The following is a 17,880-nucleotide window of genomic DNA, read 5'->3' as shown; positions in this document are numbered from 1 at the left end:
CCGGTTTTATTTTGTTTCCTCAATTAAAAAAGCGCCGGCGGGGTCAAAACAAAACGCTACCTATCGGGGGCGGCCGGGCCAACCCGGCCGCGCACCTCTTCAAGGGAGTGCGAACATGAACAAGTTTGTCTTAACTGCCACTGTGCTGTTGCTTTCCTCGCCTGCGGTTGCGCAGTCTGCAACGGAAAAAACCGGCGTGAATTCGTTGATCGGTGTGGCGCCGACAACGGAAGATTCGAGCGCCGACCTCTTCCGCTGATTGTCATTCTTGGATTGCTTGCTTTTGAGAAGCAGAAATCAGGATGACGAGGGCATACAAAATTCATTTCCGCCGAAGAACCCCTGTTAGAGGCTGCCGGCCTCCGGTCGCGATCGGCTCTCGCACAGGGAACTATCTGGCCAGACCGATGTTTTGGTTTCGCTGCACGCCGCTTGGCCCTCGTTGGGCGCAGTCGATGAGAAAGAAGGTGTCCTGACTAGATGGCATTCACACAGATCGAAGAGTCTTCATTAAAGCCAACACTCCCCGCGCAAAACCAATCGCTCATAAGGGTGGGTGTGAATGCGTGGCGTCTTGTATCCGCTGGGCGGATCGCGATGCTGGTGGATGCCGCTGACTATTACCGAAATCTCGACGAAGCCTTCGCTACCGCCCAACGCTCTATCCTTATCGCAGGCTGGGACTTTAACGGAGAAATCGCTTTACGCCCCGACCAGCCCAATCAAGAGCGGCTGGGTCACTATCTGCGGCGATTGATCGATGAGCGGCCGGATCTTCATATTCATATTCTGGTCTGGGCCAACGGCCCGATCTATTCCGCCCGGCAGATGCGCGTTTTTCCCCGGGAGCGGTGGGCAGATCACCCACGTATCGAGCTCTGTTACGGCCACCATCCCTGGCGCGGCTGTCATCATCAGAAAATAGTTTGCATCGATGACAAAATCGCTTTTTCCGGCGGTATCGATCTGACCGTTCACCGCTGGGACACCTCGGATCATTTCGGAATCGACAGTCGGCGCAAAGACTTGGATGGCACACTTTATCCTGCGGTGCACGATGTGCAGCTTGCCGTGGACGCGGAAGCCGCAAGGTCTTTGGCCGATCTTGTGCGCGCGCGTTGGCTGGCGTGCAAAGGCAAGAAGATTGCCCCGGTACATCTCAACGGCAATCGATGGCCCGCCGGCCTGAAACCTGATATTCGCAATGTCAACGTTGCCATTGCCCGCACCGTACCCGGTGCCTTCGGGCGAAAAGGCATTCGGGAAATCGAGCGTCTGAATCAGACCGCACTGAAGGCCGCCCACCGCTTCATCTATATAGAGACCCAGTATCTCACGTGTCGGCGAATAGGAAATTTGATTGAAAACAGGCTGGTGAGCCTGATGGCCCGGAGGTCATCATCGTCGTCCCGCAAGAATGCCATGGCGGCCTGGAGCGACTGTTCATGGGCGGCAATCGCGACCGTCTTGTTCGCCGGCTTAGACGAGCCGACGTACACGGGCGGCTGCGCGTGGTTTACCCGGTCGTCGTTGATAGTGAAGGCTCTCATGAAGCCCCTGTCTTCGTCCATTCCAAACTCATGATAGTAGACGACCGGTTTGCGCGTATCGGCTCGTCCAATCTCAATAATCGCTCTTGCGGCATGGACACCGAATGCGATCTCTCTATCGAAGCAGCTACCGCGTCGGAGCGTGCAGCTGTGGTCCATCTGCGCGATCGGTTGCTAGCCGAGCACCTCGGTATGACACCCAACGAGGTGCAATCGCGCATTAACAAGCGTTGGTCCATTGCAGGGGTAATCGACGAGTGTAGCCGCGGTAACCGCCGCTTAAATCCTATAACGATCGACGCAACCGCCGGGCCGGAGAAGCCTATCCTCCTGACTACGTTATTCGATCCGAAAAGACCCATGCAACCCGCACGATTTGTCGTGAAATGCTGGCAAAGCTTAGGGGCGTGGCTGGGCCGACACTGTTGGTCTTGCTCGCATCCTTCCTGAAGACGCGTTCCGATATGGCAAGCAGAAGAACGCCAAAAGGTAGCGGAAGGAAGAAATAGACACATCGGAAAGCTATGACAGCGCCGATCGTTGCAGCCTGCGGCAACAGGCACTGCGTGGTGGCTTCCAGGACTCCGAGACCACCCGGAACATGGGTCGCGATCGCCATTCCGTTCGCTATCGCGTAAACCGCAGACACTTCCCAATAATGTACATCCTGATAGGCCAACAACAGCTGCTGAAGGCTCGCGCAGATGAAAGCGAAGTTGGTCGTCCCAAGCAACAGTTGCACAATTGCCAATGGCAGAGATGGCAAATTGACTTTCCACTTCCGGACGGTCAGGGGCCGCCGGATCTGCCAGCACAGGATCAGATAGAGTGCAAGAACTGCGAGAAGTGCCATGCCTATAAAGAACGCGGCCCTTCGCTCAAGACCGACGACAACTGCCGAGCTTGCGCTCATGAGCATGGCCCACCCGCACAGCGATAATAGGCCGACGGTAACAGTCGCCCCCGAAAACAGCACGACCTTGGTCACATCCTCGGCTGTTAGTCCCCATCGCGAATAGAAACGATAGCGAATGGCACCACTGCTCAGAGCCGACAGGCCGATATTGTGGCCGATTGAAAGGCTGACGAAGGACGTCAGTGCGGCCTTGCGGTAGTTGAGCGACTTGCCGGCATAGATCAGTCCAAAGGCGTCGAAACCCGTGAGGCAACCATAGCTGACTGCTGCGAAGGCAATGGAGAGAGCGAGATGGTCAAAGGGGATGGCGCCAAGCGATGCCACGATCTCTGCCGGACTGTAGCGGCTGATATTCCGGTAGAGCAGCCAGCAGAAAAAGGCGGCCGCTGTGGCGAGCGCGAAGTTAAATATTGCTTTTCTGCCGTGCATTGCTTTCCCTTTAGGTCTCGACGGCGAGATGGCGTGTCGAAGGGAATGAAGCTGCGGTTCGGAAAGTTCCTTTAGCAAACAGACCGAGGAGATTGCTATCAAGATCCTGACCTATAACGTGCACAGCTGTGTCGGCAGTGACGGTCAACCATCTCCGGGGCGAATCGCGGAGGTTATTGCCGCCTGCGAGCCGGACGTGGTCGCGCTACAGGAGCTCGACGTGGGCCGCAAACGCACCGGCTCTGTGGATCAGGCGCATGCCATTGCGACTCATTTGAACATGAAACTGTTCTTCCACCCGGTGATGCAAATCGCCGGAGCAATATGGCGACGCAATTTTGAGTTCGCTCGACATGCGGCTGATCAAGGCTGGACCCCTGCCCTCTTTCGGCGAACGCCGCGGAGCCCTCTCGGTCGAAGCGGCCTACCGGGGGATAACTTTCAACATTGTAAATACCCATTTAGGCCTGTCGCGGCGCGACCGGTCGGCGCAGGTTGCAGCCCTTTTGGGACCCGGATGGCTCGGACACGTCGATTGCAGATCGCCGAAAATCTTGCTGGGAGATTTCAACGCTGTCAGATCATCATTGGCATACAGGCAGATTTCCAGCCAATTCGCCGACGCATGGGCAAATGAGGCTGGTCCCCCGGCAAAAACATTTCCTGCGCGGCTTCCTCTTGTTCGCATCGACCATATCTTCGTGGAGAGATCGATGAAGGTAACCGAGGTCGGCGTGGTAAATGGACGGGCCGCGCGCATGGCTTCGGATCATCTGCCTCTTTACGCCAATGTCAGCATGAGGGACACGTAGCGGTAAGAGTGCAGGTTGGAATCGTATGGGGCCTAGCGTCGTTCGGAGAGGCGGGTGTGGAATATGTGCTGCAGATGTTGGACGATGAGTTCATCACCATCATGCGCCAGGTGGGTGTTGTCAATATCAAGCAGATTTCGCGTAACCACGTTACTCGTGCATAGCCGCAGTTCCTCGTTTTTGAGTTCCGGCCTTCCATACAGTGCCAAGGAATGCGATCGACAATGAACCCACCTCGCGAAAGACATCGCATTATGCGGTCTTTTCAGGCTGAAGTTGAATCTTGCTTTGGGTTACGCTGGCAATAGCTGGCAGGACTTTAACAGAGCGGCCTCGCACGCGCGGTGAGCGAGGTCGATTGCGTATGGCCGGCCAATACCAACAGCCGTTGCGCCTAAGGCGAGCGCCTTCAGCATGTCAGTGCCGCGACGTATGCCTCCGTCGATAAGCACCGGCATGCGGCCGCGTGACGCCGCCACCACCTCGGCCAGAACTCCGATTGTCGCCTGTCCGCTCTCTTCGGGCGACCGCCGTGGTTGGAAACGATGAGGCCGTCTACGTCGTGGTGCATCGCTTCCTTAGCATCGTCGGCCGTCATAATACCCTTAAGAACGAGCTTGCCCTTAATGATCCCACGAAGGCGATCGACGAATTCCCATGTCATGCCGGTACCGTATAGGTTCGTAACCTTGGAAACATCAATATTCGAGAAGTTGGCCTTGCGGCTCACATCGTTGGAAAAGCCTGGTGTGTGGCAGGAAGAGCAGTCTCGCAGGTCATTACGCCGCTCACGGAACAAGGTCTCGGTGTTGCGGCCCCCTTGTCGGTCGTTGGTGAGGACGATAGCTGGGGAGCCCGCACTCTCGGCCAACTGCACAAGCGCGCTGGTCACATTCCAATCGTCGGTCGGGTACAACATGAACCAAGCGGGCGAACCGCGTGCATTATTCACGTCAACAATGCTGGCGTTGTCGACGGTAGATAGTATCATCTGGTGGTTGCGTTTCGCGGCGGCGCGCGCCACTGCGACCCCCGCCTCGGGATCGTACGCGCCGAGACTGCTGACCGGGCACAGAAAGAGTGGGCTGTCCCAGGTTTCACCGAAGATTTTCACGGTGGTGTCAACCCTGCGCGCATCGACAAGGCGCTGGACGCGGATATGGTAGTTCGCGTAGGCGGTGTGATTGACATCGCGCGTTAAGTTATCGTCCACACCGCTTTCCAGGTAGCCCCAGTGCGCCGGCGCTTCTTGGCTGAGCAAAGCCTTCTTCGCCGCTGGCTCGAATTCGAACACATCCAGTGCATCGGCCGGATTGGTGATGATCCCGTCCGGCCCGAGGGCTCTTTGAGAACCGCGCAGTACGTCGTAGCTTTGCGCGAGCGCTTGATCCGAGGTTTCCGCCAATAGGCTGGCGATAGTGCCAGCCGCGGTCGGGGTCAGAAGCGGGCTGCCGGCGAGAAGGTGTAGGAATTGGCGACGGGCCATCTCCGTCCGCTTCGGAATTCCCGACGCTGTGTACGCAATCTGAGTCATGAGTACCTCTATTGTCCAACCAAACGACAAACCGGGAATTGTTGGAATGAGCGAACTTGAGACAACTCTTGTGGGAGGACTATCAAGACGGAGAAGTAGCCGTTTCGCGTCCTGTCAGTCTAAGGGATTGATAAAGTCAAAGAATTCCTGTCAGGATCGCGACCCCGGCTAACGCGGTGGCCCCACCACCGATCTGCGGCGCAAATCGGGAGTTTGCGCCATACGGACAAGCAAATTGGAAAGGAAGTTCCATGGCTGTGGAAGATTTCACCATCAAACTTCAGGTTGCTAATACCAGACTGACGGACGCCGGGACGAGCATAGCCCGACTGTCGCCCTCTTCAATGAAGAAGATTGGTGTTCAGGAAGGGGAGATCGTTGAGCTGCTCGGAAAGCGCCATACTGCGGCAATAGCCATGCGACCATATCCGGAAGACGACGGGCTGAATATCGTGCGGCTGGATGGATTGCAGCGTGTCAACGCTGGTGCGACGAGTGGTGACCATATAGAAATCAAGAAGGCGGAAGTCAAAGCTGCCACGAAAGTCATTCTCGCCCCGGCGCAGAAGAACCTCCGCCTCCAGGGATCGGGTGATGCCCTCCAGAGGACTTTTCTTTACCGTCCGATGGTTGCCGGAGATGTGGTGTCTACCTCTGTTCAACAGAGGGCCAGCGGCCAGGGTTCTCGCAATACCGATGACCTCCTTCGAGGCCTCTTCGACCTGCCGGCATACGGTCTCCAGGAAATCAGGCTTGTTGTAGTCTCGACACAACCACGCGGCATCGTTCAAATGACCGAAGATACGGTCGTTGAGCTTCGGCCTCAGTTCGAAGAGCCAAAGGAAGCTCGGCGGGCGGATGTCACTTACGACGACATAGGCGGCCTTGGTTCTTCAGTCGATCAGGTTCGTGAGATGGTTGAGCTTCCGCTTCGCCATCCTGAACTCTTCCAGCGGCTGGGCATCGATCCACCCAAGGGAGTGCTGCTTTACGGACCTCCGGGAACCGGGAAAACACTTCTGGCTCGGGCGGTGGCGAATGAGACAGAGGCGCACTTCTTCCACATCGCCGGCCCGGAGATCATGGGCAGCCGTTATGGAGAGTCGGAAGAGCGGTTGAGACAGGTCTTCCAGGACGCCGCGCAGAATGCGCCGTCAATTATATTTATTGATGAAATAGACTCGATCGCTCCAAAGCGGGAACAAGTCACAGGAGAGGTCGAGCGCCGGATTGTAGCTCAGCTTCTGACTTTGATGGATGGACTGGAACCGCGCCAGAATATAGTCGTCATCGGCGCAACCAACCGACGGGATGCCATTGACGAAGCGCTAAGGCGTCCGGGACGTTTTGACCGGGAAATTGTCATCGGTGTTCCTGATCAGGAAGGAAGGCGTGAAGTCCTGGCCATCCATACGCGGGGTATGCCTCTTGCCGAAGATACTGACCTCGACGACATCGCCAGAACTACCTATGGTTTTGTGGGTGCTGATCTTGGGGCTTTGGTACGCGAAGCAGCCATGGACGCGTTGCGCCGGATCCTGCCGGACATCAATCTGCGGGAAGGCATACCAGCCGAAATATTGGAAAAATTGACTGTATCTCAGGATGATTTCCTGACGGCGATGAAAAGGATTCAGCCCTCGGCCCTGAGGGAAATCATGATCCAGGCTCCCAATGTCCGCTGGGATGATGTGGGAGGCCTCGACGAAGCGCAAATAAAGTTGCGCGAGGGGATAGAACTTCCCTTGCGATCACCTCAGTCCTTCAAGCGGCTTGGCATACGTCCCGCGAAGGGCTTCCTGCTTTTTGGCCCACCGGGAACGGGGAAAACTCTGTTGGCCAAGGCAGTCGCACGCGAAGCCGAGGCAAATTTCCTGGCTACGAAGTCTTCCGATCTACTGTCAAAGTGGTACGGAGAGTCCGAACAACAGGTATCGCGTCTTTTTGAACGCGCAAGGCAGGTTGCGCCGGCCGTTATATTTATCGATGAGATAGATTCCCTTGCCCCCGCCAGAGGTGGGTCCCTGGGGGAACCTGCAGCAACGGAGCGCGTCGTCAACACTCTTCTTGCTGAAATGGACGGGCTTGAAGATTTGCAGGGGGTCGTCGTCATGGCTGCAACGAACCGGCCCAATCTCTTGGACCCGGCATTGCTTCGGCCAGGCCGCTTTGACGAACTGGTATATGTCCCGGTCCCGGACGCAAAGGGCAGGCGAAAAATTCTAGGTATTCATACGTCGAAAATGCCAATCGCTGATGATGTGGATCTCGATGATTTGGCAGAGCGTACCAAGAGGTTCACGGGTGCCGATCTCGAGGATTTGACACGTCGGGCAGGTTTATTTGCCCTGCGCCAGTCGCTCGACGTAGCCCAAGTGACGTCAAAGGATTTTGAACAGGCTCTAAAGGAAGTGCGCCCATCAGTGACGCCTGGGGTTGAGAGAGAATACGAGGACATGCTCAGGACACTCCGACAAGAAGACCCCATCAGGAGGCAGATCGGCTTCACCCCTCTCAGGCAGGCGCAGGAATGAGCATTCGCCAAGATCGATGCCTGCTGGGCGCGGACATTCTCCCACTCCTTTTAGCTTCGATCTGCGCTCGGCCATCAATATTACCGAAAAGCGACACCTTCGTACGATATCCGTTCCGTTGACTGGAGCGTTCGCGAACCCGGGTTCGAGCCGGAACTGACGGAGCCAAAGTATTTTACTTTATTGTTAGCCGCGTCGCCACAAGTGCAAACGGGCAATTTTTTGATGATGGGCAGGATGGTAGTAACGGTAGGGGCGACACCACAAGCCATTGAGATCGTTGAAAAAATTATAAGAAACGGCGGAGAGAGCGTCATTTACTATGACTATGTCAATTGGTCTGGGTTCTCGAAACAGCATCCAGTCCAATGCCGAAAGCTGCAGCATGGCACCTTTTATGGTCATGACAACTCCCGGATGAGCTTCAGCCTGATCGCCCTCGCAAAATCCTCGAATTTCGTAATGTCCATAACAAACCTGTTGGGGCCCATGATAACACTCTTGTGGTAGTAATCTGCGAGGTCGGCTTCCTCGTCCGAGATCACCAGCCCGTTGATTGTCACTCCCATCGCTTCCGCGCGGCCGCGCGCCTGATGAAGAGAGATCGACTTTCTCCGCTTGGGCGCGATGGTTTCCCTTCCATCCCCGGAAATGTCCACGATTAGCCTTCGGGCGCATAACTTCGGGTCTGAAAGCAGATCAAGTGCGACCCAGAGGCCGCCACCTATGTCGGTATTTCCCCAAGCCGTTCGCTGATTGCGCTCGATTTCAAGCGCGAACTGCTCCGATGGCTTGATTCCGTCCATGATAATCCAGCTGATTCTTTGTGAGGATAATTCGCCGTCTCCCCAGAATACAGCGGCTACTGCCACGCTCCCGGAGGTTCGTATGGCTGACAGCACCGATGCGTCGCGGAAGGCAGAGACGATCGCAGACTTCTGAAATCCATATTCGTCGTCGGTTATGCTGCCAGAACCATCCACCGCTAATACCAGCGCCGTGTCGACGCATGCTTCCGAGCGCGTGGCGACAGTCATAACAGCCAACGCCCCAGCCGCCACGAGCCATGCCTTGCGCATCATCTCCACCCCCCGTGCCCTCGCCAGCGACGATTGTTGTTCAAAGTAGCATGTCCGCAGCATGAACACGCTTAGCCGAAGAGGTTAGAAAACTCGTTTCTATTGTTGAGTGGGCCGAAAATCTGACAGGTGGCAGCGAGGACAACTTATGGGTATTGTTGGATTGATACCGAGCGTGGCCTCAAGAGGTTGACGATGAAACTGGAGAAACCGTCGATCTACATAACTGGAGCATCGTGTTCAGGGGTGACAACGCTAGGCAGTGGCCTTGCCTCAGCGTTGGGAGTCCGCCATGTGGATTGTGATGACTTCTATTGGTACCCGACCAATCCGCCGTTCTCGACCAAGCGTCCCCCGGCCGATCGCGTCCGCCTGATCGAAGAAGCGCTGGGCGAGGATGGCTGGGTGTTGTCCGGATCATTCGACGGGTGGGGAGATACCCTGATCAAGAAGGTCAATCTGATTGTATTTGTGTACACTCCGACGCCAATTCGGATGGAACGGCTCTTGGCGCGGGAACATCAACGATACGGCAACCGAATATTGCCATCAGGCGACATGTATGAAATCCATACCGCCTTCGCCGCTTGGGCTGCTCAATATGACAAACCGGATTTTCCAGGACGGAATTTGGCGCGGCATGAGGCGTGGTTGGGGACACAAATTGCCCCTGTACTACATCTTGATGGAACCCAAGCGCCTTGGATTCTCGTCTCGCAGGTCCTCGCCGATCTGCCGGATCCAATCAAGGCGTTGGGAGGAAGTCCAGTAGCTTCACCGAGGGAATAGCACCCGACCTGGTTAGATGATGCAGACTTTTGATCGCGTCAGAAATCTCACTTCCCGGCCATTGTCGAGTGAAAACATGCCGCCACGGCCTGGGACGACGTCTATGATAAGCTCGGTGTGCTTCCACACGTCATATTGCGGGGCGCTGATGTAGACGGGAGCTCCACCGATTTCACCAAGCTGAACATCTTGGTCACCGATGATAAAATCGCCTTTTGGATAACACATCGGTGACGAGCCGTCGCAACAGCCACCGGACTGATGAAACAAGATCGGTCCGTACTCCGTCTGCAGCGTCGCGATCAGTTCAAGCGCAGCAGGTGTGGCGCTGACTTTGTCTTTCATGGTGCTCCTCCGCAAAACGTCATCGGCGGCAACAAAGTGCCACCGACGTTTCATTCCAGCCTACGAACTCAGAAGAAACCGAGCTTCTTCGGGCTGTAGCTGACGAGCATGTTCTTGGTCTGCTGGTAGTGATCCAGCATCTTCAGATGGTTTTCACGGCCAATGCCCGACTGCTTGTAGCCACCGAATGCCGCATGCGCCGGATAGGCGTGGTAACAGTTTGTCCAGACGCGCCCTGCTTGAATTGCACGTCCGAAGCGGTAGCAAGTATTGGCATCGCGGCTCCAGATCCCTGCGCCAAGACCATAGAGCGTATCGTTGGCGATCGACAGCGCCTCGTCATTGTCCTTGAAGGTCGTCACCGAAACAACGGGGCCGAATATCTCCTCCTGGAAAACCCGCATGCGGTTGTGACCCTTGAAGACCGTCGGCTGCACATAATATCCGCCCGCCAGATCACCGGCGAGCAAATTGCGTTCGCCGCCGATCAGCACCTCGGCACCCTCCTGTTTGCCGATATCCATGTAGGAGAGGATTTTCTCCAGCTGTTCGCTCGAGGCCTGAGCGCCGATCATGGTCGCTGGATCCAACGGATCGCCTTGCACGATCGCTTCCACGCGCTTCAGCGCCTTTTCCATGAATTTGTCGTAAATGGATTCATGGATGAGAGCGCGGCTCGGACAGGTGCATACCTCACCCTGGTTGAGGGCGAACATGACGAAACCCTCGATCGCCTTGTCAAAGAAATCATCATCTTCGGCCGTGACATCCTTGAAGAAAATGTTGGGGGATTTGCCGCCCAGCTCCAGTGTCACCGGTATCAGGTTCTGGCTGGCATATTGCATGATCAGCCGTCCGGTCGTCGTCTCGCCGGTGAATGCGATCTTGGCAATACGGGGGCTCGAGGCTAGCGGTTTGCCGGCTTCAAGGCCAAAACCGTTGACGATGTTGAGCACGCCGGGCGGCAGGATATCTGCGATCAGTTCGGCGAGCACCAGGATGGATGCAGGAGTTTGTTCCGCAGGCTTCAGCACGACGCAATTTCCCGCAGCCAATGCCGGGGCAAGCTTCCACACCGCCATCAGGATCGGGAAGTTCCACGGGATGATCTGACCGACGACACCGAGCGGTTCATGGAAATGATAGGCCACCGTATCGTGATCGATTTCCGAGATACCACCTTCCTGTGCACGGATCGCCCCGGCGAAATAGCGGAAATGGTCGACGGCAAGCGGTAGATCAGCCGCCGTGGTTTCGCGGATTGGCTTGCCGTTGTCCCAGGTTTCCGCCTGGGCAAGCACAGCGAGGTTGTCTTCCATCACCTGTGCAATCTTGTTGAGCATGACGCTGCGTTCGGCAGCGCTCGTGCGGCCCCAGGCTTCCTTGGCAGCGTGTGCTGCATCGAGTGCCGCATCGACATCGCTTGCGTCGGAACGGGCGATCTCACAAAGAACCTGACCGTTTACCGGCGACGTGTTTTCAAAATAGCGCCCGGCTTTCGGTTCGACGAATTTGCCGCCGATGAAGTTGCCATAGCGCTTTTTGAAATTGGGTTTGACTGTGCGATTGAACTCTACCTTGTTCACGGATTTTCCTCCCTTGCAGCGCAGTTCGCTCCTGCAAACCGGCTGCGTTGAAAACACCGCCTGCTGCGGTATCAAAGGCAAGCATCGCGCTCTATGACTGATATGTCAGCCCAGCCAAGGCAGGGCCGTCGTTGATCTGTCGCAATTTTGCGACAGCTGCGATTAGAAATCGCTGAACGAGACCTTATCGGGAAAGCCGAGCCGTTTCAGTTTGCGATGCAGGGTGGCGCGGCTGATACCCAGATTGTTTGCAGCAGCGGATATGTTGCCGCCAGAACGTGCCAAAGCACGCTGGATGGCACCTCGTTCTGCGGTGGCATAATCGAGCTCGGCATTGGCTTGCTCGCCCAGAACGTCAGAAGCCGGCAAGGGCTTGCGGAGCGATTCATCGGTCAATCCAAGCATATGGCGGGCTGCGCGGGAAGCGCCGATAACGAGATCATCCTCATCCACAGCAATCAGTGCATGCACGGCTCGTTCGCTCGCGGCGTCCGCGCCTTGCGCCAAAACAATTCTTGCCTTGGGAAATGCCAACCGGAAGTTCTCAGCCTCGAGCCTGCGCGCGGCATCAACCACGGCAACCGCGATGAGTTTGACGAAATCCTCGGTCAAGTCGCGACGGGCCGAGGAGACGTCAATTGCCGCAATCAGACGGCCCCGATGATCAAAAATCGGGGCAACGGTACAGGACAGCGCAGTGTTGCGGCTGCGGAAATGTTGATCCCGGTGGATCGTAAGTGCCCTCTGTTCGGCAAGTGCGGTACCAATTCCGTTGGTCCCTTCGCTCTCCTCGCTCCACACTACTCCGGTCCAAAGACCGATCGTGCGGAATGTCGCGTCATCGCCTTCGTAGCCGCGGCGATCAACCGGAACTCCATCCTTGTCAGCGAGCAGCACACAGCAGCCTGCACCACCGACAGCGGAATAAAGGCGCTCCAGCGCCGACTCTGCGGTATCGATTAATGATCCAAGCCGTTCGCGCGCATCTTTCAGTTCACGGTCGGTGAGCACATTCGGAGCGCCTTCTTCGGGACTCAAACCGTAAAGACGCATCGAACGGCCCCAGGACGCGATCAGCGCAGATTGTGCAGCGGCACTTCCGATCAATGCGGACTGTATATGTTCGGCATGCAAGCCATCATGCCGCATTGCCATGGCCTCCTCCCAAGGTTCAAGCGAACTACCATCGCTATTGCCAGCGTATGCTACTTTGACTTGCCGTCAATGGTCGACTTTGTCGTCACGGCTGGCGGCGGACACCTCCGCCACCAGCCGATGGCATCAGAAACTTACTTGCTCCAGCTCTTGACCAGCTCATCGTAGTTGACGGTCTGGGGCTTTTCCTTTTCGTTCTCGATCTTCAACTGGGGCGCCAGATGGCCGTTTTTGACGGCATCGGCATTCCAGTAAGCGGCCTTGGCCCGATCGTCCGGAGTGGACTTAAGCAGCGTCCAGGAACCCGCATCCTGAGGGTCGACATGTCGCCAATCTCCTTGTCAAGGAATGCCTCGGCTTCGTCCATTCCGGCCCAGGCAATAGACGTCCAGCAGACGCGTCATGACACGCGCTCCCGACGACTGCCGACGGAAACACGCAATCCTAAGGTCGCCGCCACCTGCAGGGCGCGTCCTATCTGGTAACTATCCTTCGCGGCTTCGAGTTCGCGCACGAAAAGCACCCCAACCCCCGTCAGCGCCGCGAGCTGTTCAAAAAAGAACCGTTCGGGACCATTTTTTGAATAATCGTAAATGAAGTCCTGAATAATCCCGTTCGGGATGATCACCAGGGTATTTACTGTTCCAGACGAGGCACTATGCGATTTTCGAAGTACCGAGAACATCACGTGCGCTGCCACACCTCGCCATGAGAAAACGCAGGCCAAGGGTAAACCGAGCTACGTGAGCGCTTGCATCCAAGGTACTGTGCTTTTTTGCCAATTTTGCTAATGAGATATTGCGAAGTCATCTGGCGTATAAGCGCGACATCAGTAAGGTTCAAAAATCTGCAAACGAAACCGCTAAGCTGAAGGGCATTGCGTTCCCGGGTGCAATTGAGGGCACGTCCTGGTTGATACGATATTCACGAGCAGAAGTTACCGGCTCAATTCCGATCACCTGACTGTAGGGACGAAGATCGTGCCAAACTTGAGCATGGGGCAACGTGGAAGTCTCCCAGCTCACGATTGCCTCCGTCCCTCGCCTCAAACCGCTGTTCTCGCGCCGGATCACACATCTCGCTTGGCTTTGATCACCAACTTCAAAACACCTCACGGTCGGCTGGGCCTGGAGGTCAACGTCATGGAGCGGCCCGAGCAGAGGACTGTCGTTCAATGACACGGTTGTTCCGGAACCCACAATAGGGAAACCGAAGTTCATATGGTACAGCACCGCAACCGTTTCATGACGCCTGCCAATATTGAGGACCTCATCAATGATCCTCAATACCGCTCCTCCAATTGGGGCCTCGATCCGGCGCTTTAAGCGCAGTCTTTCACCGTTAAGCCGTGCTTGCGTAGTCTCACCTTCACAGAAAATGACCGGCTCGGCAGCATCCCAATCCTCACCATGAGAAAGCAGTCTGCCAGGTGTGAATGGCAGGTGACCGTGCAGCGGTTTCCCGTCAGCCGGTTGACGGATGTGTTCCAGTCCGCACGTCACCAGAAAACCCGAAAACAACCGTTCAAAGCCGAACCCGCCATCGCCGTGGGGATCGCGCAGGTAGGGCGAAGCAAAGCCGGATGGGCTCTGCCAGGCGATCGGCGTGCCGCGCCACCACAGGGGACCGATATCAAAGCTTCGATCGCACAGCACCCAAAAATCCAGACCGCCACCGGTGGAAAAGGCCAGCGCTTGAACGCCACGTTCAGGTCCTTCATCGAGGATTATCCGACGGACAGATGCAAGCTGCCGCAAATCGCCAACAAGGGGGCGAAGCTCTTTTCCACCTCGTGCTGCCTGCCACATGGGTCAGGTATCCATGGATTCAACAACAGGGACAGGGATTTCCAAGCGTCGGTATGCTTCGGGAGGCGCTTCGTTTGCAAGCATGAGGGAGGCCATCAAATTGGACATCTCGGCTTCCGTTGTAGGATTATCAAGAGGACTGTTTTGTCCGGGGTCTGAAACCAGATCATAAAGTCTCGTGTCATTCTCAATCATTGCTCCGGGTCCATAATGTTCATTCATCGGGGAGCGTTCGATGACCGGAATTTTAAGAAGCGGCACGCCTTTGCTGAACTCGAACGGTTCTGACAGGGACGCATTGGACAGTTCTTCCGTTGTGAAAAAACTGGAGATGTGCGTAGGCATCAACGTGTATTGGTTGATTTCCTGCCGAATGAGATCTGCAGGATAGCAGTGGTAACTGTATCTACCGTCCGTGACGTTGACTGCCCCACCGAAATATCCAAACAACAACCCGTCGCGCATTGGCTGGTCCAACGAGGCAAACAGCGATGGCGCCGTCATTTCGGCCGCAGGCTCCACGCCAAAGAAGTCGAGAAAAGTGGCCGCGAAGTCGGTGGTTTGGGTCAGGTTACCGCACCGGGTTCCGTCAAGGAACTGTTTTCGCGGATCATGCACGAACAATGGAATATGAACGATCTCCTGATACATGTTCATGCGGTTCTTGGCCCAGAAGTCGTGTTCTCCCAGCAAGAAACCGTGGTCGGTGGTCACAACCAACGCGGTGTCCTTCCACATGTCGTGTTGATCGAAATAATCCAGCAGATCGCCCAGCAAGGAATCGCATAGAGCTACTGTTGCATAGTAGTTGGCGCGCAGTTCCTCGCATTCCTCCGGCAGTTCATCCACTCGTCCGTATCGCGGCCAATCGCGGATGGGTCCGTTCCACCCGGTGTCGAATTTGTCCTTGAACCGCTTTGGCGCATAGAAGGGCTCATGCGGATCGAAGGTTTCTATCTGCACGATCCAATCGTCAGCTTCGCGGTTAAGGTCGAGAAAATCGAACCCGGCCTTGAATACCTGCACCGACGGGAAATCTTCTTCTTCTTTAATGAACCCGCGGTTGATGATGTGTTGAGACTTGTAGTCTCGCCTCTTGGCCGAAAATTGGCGCGCATGGTACATTTCGCGGAGCCGGTCCCAATGCGGTTGAACCATTGCTTTCCAGCGGTCACCTTCCTGCCCGCGCACGAAATCATAAGAGTCATACCGGTTGTGATATGTCGCACCACCATCCTCGAAGTAATGATAGTGATCTGTGATGAGATGGCTGTAGACGCCGGAGGCAGCAAGCAGCTCCGGGAACGAATTGTCGTAAGGCTCCATCGGGCCCCAACTGCGGTGGAGGAAACTCAGACGCCCGGTTAGCATGTCGCGTCGGGCTGGCATACAAGGCATGCTTCCGACGTAGTGATTGTCAAAGGTAATCGTATGCTGGGCAAGACGGTCAAAGTTCGGTGTCGGGATCCGTGTACCGCCATAGGGACCAAGCATATGGCGGTTGAGCGAATCGAAAAGCGCGAAAACAACTTTCATGATGTCATTCCTTCGGTCGGTTACTTCACCGCGCCAGTGGTCAGGCCGCGGACAATGAAACGTTGGGCAATGAGTAGCAGGAGCACGGCAGGCATCATCGAAAGCACGGACGCCGCTGCCATCTCGGTGTAGGCGATGGTATTCTCCTGGGCATATTTGCCGATGGCGACTGGTACCGTGGCGGTCTGCCGCTGGCTCAGGGTCAACACGACGGCAAATTCATTCCAGCTGAAGATGAACGACAATATGCCTGCTGCTGCGAGACCCGGACGGACAAGCGGCACAACGACATGGCGCAGGATGCGTGGCGTTCCGGCACCATCGATTTTTGCCGCTTCGATCAGTTCCCTTGGAACGTCGCGAACAAAGACTCCCATCATCCAGAGGGCCATGGGCAGATTAAGTGTCGTATGTGCGAGAATGAGTCCCGTATAGGTATTATCGAGCCCAATTGTCCGGAACATCGAGTACCATGCACCAGCCAAGGTGATCGGAGGTACCATATGGAATATCACGGACCAGCCCAGCATGGAGTGAAGTACCCACGACGGCCACTGCATGCACTGCAGCGAATAGGCAGCCAGCGTCGCAACCACGAGAACAAGTACCGTACTCGCACTCGCAATGACCAAACTGTTGCTGAAGTTACGGACATAGTCGGACGTGCTGGAGAAAAGCACATCCACGAAATTTGCCAACGTGGGCTGAAAGAGAAGCTGGCCCGTCAGCAGCGCGATCTGTGTCTTGAAGGCGGCTGCGACAATCCACAGGAACGGAAACAGGACTAGGGCTGCGGCTATAACCAGAAGCCCGTGTCGGAAGAGCATCGGACGGAGGGGGGCACCGTAAGCCGCACTCATGACGTGCTCCCTTTCCGGCGCGTCACGGCAGAGACGACTATGATCATCAGCGCAATGAGGGCGAACGTCGTGACCGACATCGCCGATCCATAGCCGGGCCTGTCTTCCGTAAAAAAGCGGCGGAAAATGGTAAAGCTGACCACTTCGGTCGATGTCCCCGGCCCCCCGCCCGTCAGCAGATAAACTTCATCGAAGACCTTGAATGCAAGGATCAGACGGAAAACGAAAGTTACGGCAATTGCGGGGAGCATCAGGGGGATTGTGATGTACCAGAGACTTTGCCAGCTGGTTGCGCCGTCAATGTCGCTTGCTTCATAAACATCCTGAGGCAGGGTCTCGAGTGACGCGAGCAGAAGCAGGAAACAGAACGGCGTCCAGTGCCAGATGTCGACGACAATGATCGAAGCAAGGGAATAAGTGGCGTCCCCCAGCCAGTCACGCGGCATGATGCCAATCGCGCCTGCCATCTGATTCAGCACGCCGAAATCGAAGCTGAACATCAACTTCCAGATAGCACCGATAATGATACCCGGGACAAGTATCGGCAACAGGAATACCGTTCGGTAGAACAGCCGCCCATGGACAATTGAACTGGTCAGCAAGGCAAGGGCAAAGCCAAGAACCATCTGAACGGAAACGGCCACGGTGGAAAAGACCAATGTATTGAGGATACTTGCCTTAAAAAGCGAATCCGCCGCGAGAGATGCGTAATGCTTGAGGCCAACATAGGTCCAGCTTGAAAGCCCTTGCGCCCAATCGATGTCGTGCAGGCTGAGAACTACCAGATTGACCATCGGCAAGACCGTCAGCGCGAGGAACAACACAATCGCAGGCGCTAGCGTAAGATTTCTCCAAAAGCGGTCACGGTTAAGGGACAGCAAGCTGACATTCTCCACCAGACCTTCCGGACTGGCGGAGCGACCATTTTCCGTAGAGGAGAGATACAC

At 55.9% G+C, this 17,880-nt stretch carries 18 protein-coding genes and 2 pseudogenes; 7 read left to right on the top strand and 13 right to left on the bottom strand.

Features of this window, described 5'->3' with window-relative positions:
• From PHA01_RS27990 to PHA01_RS29560, 3 genes and pseudogenes are all read left to right on the top strand, one after another.
• Positions 1–259, top strand: a pseudogene (locus PHA01_RS27990) (hypothetical protein); the annotation flags it as partial.
• Positions 260–480: 221 nt separating this feature from the next.
• Positions 481–1,584 (top strand): phospholipase D-like domain-containing protein, encoded by a 1,104-nt coding sequence (locus PHA01_RS27985; protein WP_271899534.1) that lies wholly within the window; start codon positions 481–483, stop codon positions 1,582–1,584.
• Entirely contained in the window at positions 1,581–2,000 is a 420-nt protein-coding gene (locus PHA01_RS29560) for a phospholipase D-like domain-containing protein (protein ID WP_417021059.1), read from the top strand. Before PHA01_RS27985 ends, PHA01_RS29560 begins: the two co-directional genes overlap by 4 nt.
• Here PHA01_RS29560 and PHA01_RS27980 read toward each other — a convergent pair.
• Positions 1,885–2,895 carry a putative bifunctional lysylphosphatidylglycerol flippase/synthetase gene (locus tag PHA01_RS27980; RefSeq protein ID WP_271899533.1) on the bottom strand — a complete coding sequence of 337 codons (1,011 nt, stop codon included), beginning with the start codon at positions 2,893–2,895 and terminating at the stop codon, positions 1,885–1,887. The two genes, PHA01_RS29560 and PHA01_RS27980, sit on opposite strands and share 116 nt — an antisense overlap.
• Before the next feature lie 118 nt (positions 2,896–3,013).
• On the opposite strand from PHA01_RS27980, the pseudogene PHA01_RS27975 reads away from it, so the two are divergent.
• Both PHA01_RS27975 and PHA01_RS27970 read left to right on the top strand, forming a co-directional pair.
• A pseudogene (locus tag PHA01_RS27975) lies at positions 3,014–3,608 on the top strand (endonuclease/exonuclease/phosphatase family protein); the annotation flags it as partial.
• A gap of 107 nt (positions 3,609–3,715) precedes the next feature.
• Positions 3,716–3,871: an alpha-hydroxy-acid oxidizing protein gene (locus tag PHA01_RS27970; protein ID WP_271899532.1), complete on the top strand. Its 156-nt coding sequence runs from the start codon at positions 3,716–3,718 to the stop codon at positions 3,869–3,871.
• Positions 3,872–4,000: 129 nt separating this feature from the next.
• On the opposite strand, the gene PHA01_RS27965 is transcribed toward PHA01_RS27970, so the two are convergent.
• Together PHA01_RS27965 and PHA01_RS27960 are read right to left on the bottom strand one after the other, a co-directional pair.
• On the bottom strand, positions 4,001–4,165 hold the full coding sequence (locus tag PHA01_RS27965) for an alpha-hydroxy-acid oxidizing protein (protein ID WP_271899531.1): 165 nt from the start codon (positions 4,163–4,165) through the stop codon (positions 4,001–4,003).
• Positions 4,117–5,241, bottom strand: coding sequence for an alpha-hydroxy acid oxidase (locus tag PHA01_RS27960; RefSeq protein ID WP_271899530.1), 1,125 nt, complete (start codon positions 5,239–5,241; stop codon positions 4,117–4,119). Before PHA01_RS27960 ends, PHA01_RS27965 begins: the two co-directional genes overlap by 49 nt.
• 251 nt (positions 5,242–5,492) lie before the next feature.
• On the opposite strand from PHA01_RS27960, the gene PHA01_RS27955 reads away from it, so the two are divergent.
• Positions 5,493–7,775: a CDC48 family AAA ATPase gene (locus PHA01_RS27955; protein WP_271899529.1), complete on the top strand. Its 2,283-nt coding sequence runs from the start codon at positions 5,493–5,495 to the stop codon at positions 7,773–7,775.
• A 186-nt stretch (positions 7,776–7,961) separates the two neighbouring features.
• On the opposite strand, the gene PHA01_RS27950 is transcribed toward PHA01_RS27955, so the two are convergent.
• Positions 7,962–8,180 carry a hypothetical protein gene (locus PHA01_RS27950; protein WP_271899528.1) on the bottom strand — a complete coding sequence of 73 codons (219 nt, stop codon included), beginning with the start codon at positions 8,178–8,180 and terminating at the stop codon, positions 7,962–7,964.
• Positions 8,177–8,857, bottom strand: a complete 681-nt coding sequence (locus tag PHA01_RS27945; protein ID WP_224514156.1) for a DUF1194 domain-containing protein — start codon at positions 8,855–8,857, stop codon at positions 8,177–8,179. Before PHA01_RS27945 ends, PHA01_RS27950 begins: the two co-directional genes overlap by 4 nt.
• A gap of 192 nt (positions 8,858–9,049) precedes the next feature.
• Here PHA01_RS27945 and PHA01_RS27940 point away from each other — a divergent pair, with 192 nt between their 5' ends.
• Positions 9,050–9,643, top strand: coding sequence for an ATP-binding protein (locus tag PHA01_RS27940; protein WP_271899527.1), 594 nt, complete (start codon positions 9,050–9,052; stop codon positions 9,641–9,643).
• A gap of 12 nt (positions 9,644–9,655) precedes the next feature.
• On the opposite strand, the gene PHA01_RS27935 is transcribed toward PHA01_RS27940, so the two are convergent.
• From PHA01_RS27935 to PHA01_RS27900, 8 genes are all read right to left on the bottom strand, one after another.
• Complete coding sequence (locus tag PHA01_RS27935) at positions 9,656–9,988, bottom strand: DUF779 domain-containing protein (protein ID WP_271899526.1); 333 nt, start codon at positions 9,986–9,988, stop codon at positions 9,656–9,658.
• A gap of 68 nt (positions 9,989–10,056) precedes the next feature.
• Positions 10,057–11,574, bottom strand: a complete 1,518-nt coding sequence (gene adh / locus PHA01_RS27930) for an aldehyde dehydrogenase (protein WP_271899525.1) — start codon at positions 11,572–11,574, stop codon at positions 10,057–10,059.
• A gap of 162 nt (positions 11,575–11,736) precedes the next feature.
• Positions 11,737–12,729, bottom strand: a complete 993-nt coding sequence (locus PHA01_RS27925) for a GAF domain-containing protein (RefSeq protein ID WP_271899524.1) — start codon at positions 12,727–12,729, stop codon at positions 11,737–11,739.
• Between the two features lie 400 nt (positions 12,730–13,129).
• Entirely contained in the window at positions 13,130–13,414 is a 285-nt protein-coding gene (locus tag PHA01_RS27920) for a helix-turn-helix domain-containing protein (RefSeq protein ID WP_271899523.1), read from the bottom strand.
• A 154-nt stretch (positions 13,415–13,568) separates the two neighbouring features.
• Positions 13,569–14,537, bottom strand: a complete 969-nt coding sequence (locus PHA01_RS27915; protein ID WP_271899522.1) for a DUF4432 family protein — start codon at positions 14,535–14,537, stop codon at positions 13,569–13,571.
• Positions 14,538–14,540: 3 nt separating this feature from the next.
• Positions 14,541–16,073: a sulfatase gene (locus PHA01_RS27910; protein ID WP_271899521.1), complete on the bottom strand. Its 1,533-nt coding sequence runs from the start codon at positions 16,071–16,073 to the stop codon at positions 14,541–14,543.
• Positions 16,074–16,093: 20 nt separating this feature from the next.
• The gene (locus tag PHA01_RS27905; protein ID WP_271899520.1) at positions 16,094–16,933 is read right to left on the bottom strand and encodes a carbohydrate ABC transporter permease; all 840 of its coding nucleotides are present in this window, start codon (positions 16,931–16,933) and stop codon (positions 16,094–16,096) included.
• Complete coding sequence (locus PHA01_RS27900) at positions 16,930–17,880, bottom strand: carbohydrate ABC transporter permease (protein ID WP_271899519.1); 951 nt, start codon at positions 17,878–17,880, stop codon at positions 16,930–16,932. The genes PHA01_RS27905 and PHA01_RS27900 overlap by 4 nt, the downstream gene beginning before the upstream one ends.

The organism is Candidatus Phyllobacterium onerii, assembly GCF_028331445.1.
GTDB lineage: Bacteria > Pseudomonadota > Alphaproteobacteria > Rhizobiales > Rhizobiaceae > Phyllobacterium > Phyllobacterium onerii.
The sequence above is the reverse complement of the archived record's forward strand: the minus strand, read 5'-3'. Positions and strand labels throughout refer to the sequence as shown.

Bases quoted from the DNA above. Each gene is read 5' to 3' on its own strand.
- PHA01_RS27960 (WP_271899530.1), bottom strand. From the start codon at position 5,241: ATGACTCAGATTGCGTACACAGCGTCGGGAATTCCGAAGCGGACGGAG.
- PHA01_RS27915 (WP_271899522.1), bottom strand. From the start codon at position 14,537: ATGTGGCAGGCAGCACGAGGTGGAAAAGAGCTTCGCCCCCTTGTTGGC.
- PHA01_RS27925 (WP_271899524.1), bottom strand. From the start codon at position 12,729: ATGGCAATGCGGCATGATGGCTTGCATGCCGAACATATACAGTCCGCA.
- PHA01_RS27905 (WP_271899520.1), bottom strand. From the start codon at position 16,933: ATGAGTGCGGCTTACGGTGCCCCCCTCCGTCCGATGCTCTTCCGACAC.
- PHA01_RS27935 (WP_271899526.1), bottom strand. From the start codon at position 9,988: ATGAAAGACAAAGTCAGCGCCACACCTGCTGCGCTTGAACTGATCGCG.
- PHA01_RS27950 (WP_271899528.1), bottom strand. From the start codon at position 8,180: ATGACCATAAAAGGTGCCATGCTGCAGCTTTCGGCATTGGACTGGATG.
- PHA01_RS27980 (WP_271899533.1), bottom strand. From the start codon at position 2,895: ATGCACGGCAGAAAAGCAATATTTAACTTCGCGCTCGCCACAGCGGCC.
- PHA01_RS27965 (WP_271899531.1), bottom strand. From the start codon at position 4,165: ATGCCGGTGCTTATCGACGGAGGCATACGTCGCGGCACTGACATGCTG.
- PHA01_RS27945 (WP_224514156.1), bottom strand. From the start codon at position 8,857: ATGATGCGCAAGGCATGGCTCGTGGCGGCTGGGGCGTTGGCTGTTATG.
- PHA01_RS27920 (WP_271899523.1), bottom strand. From the start codon at position 13,414: ATGTTCTCGGTACTTCGAAAATCGCATAGTGCCTCGTCTGGAACAGTA.
- PHA01_RS27955 (WP_271899529.1), top strand. From the start codon at position 5,493: ATGGCTGTGGAAGATTTCACCATCAAACTTCAGGTTGCTAATACCAGA.
- PHA01_RS29560 (WP_417021059.1), top strand. From the start codon at position 1,581: ATGATAGTAGACGACCGGTTTGCGCGTATCGGCTCGTCCAATCTCAAT.
- PHA01_RS27985 (WP_271899534.1), top strand. From the start codon at position 481: ATGGCATTCACACAGATCGAAGAGTCTTCATTAAAGCCAACACTCCCC.
- PHA01_RS27910 (WP_271899521.1), bottom strand. From the start codon at position 16,073: ATGAAAGTTGTTTTCGCGCTTTTCGATTCGCTCAACCGCCATATGCTT.
- PHA01_RS27940 (WP_271899527.1), top strand. From the start codon at position 9,050: ATGAAACTGGAGAAACCGTCGATCTACATAACTGGAGCATCGTGTTCA.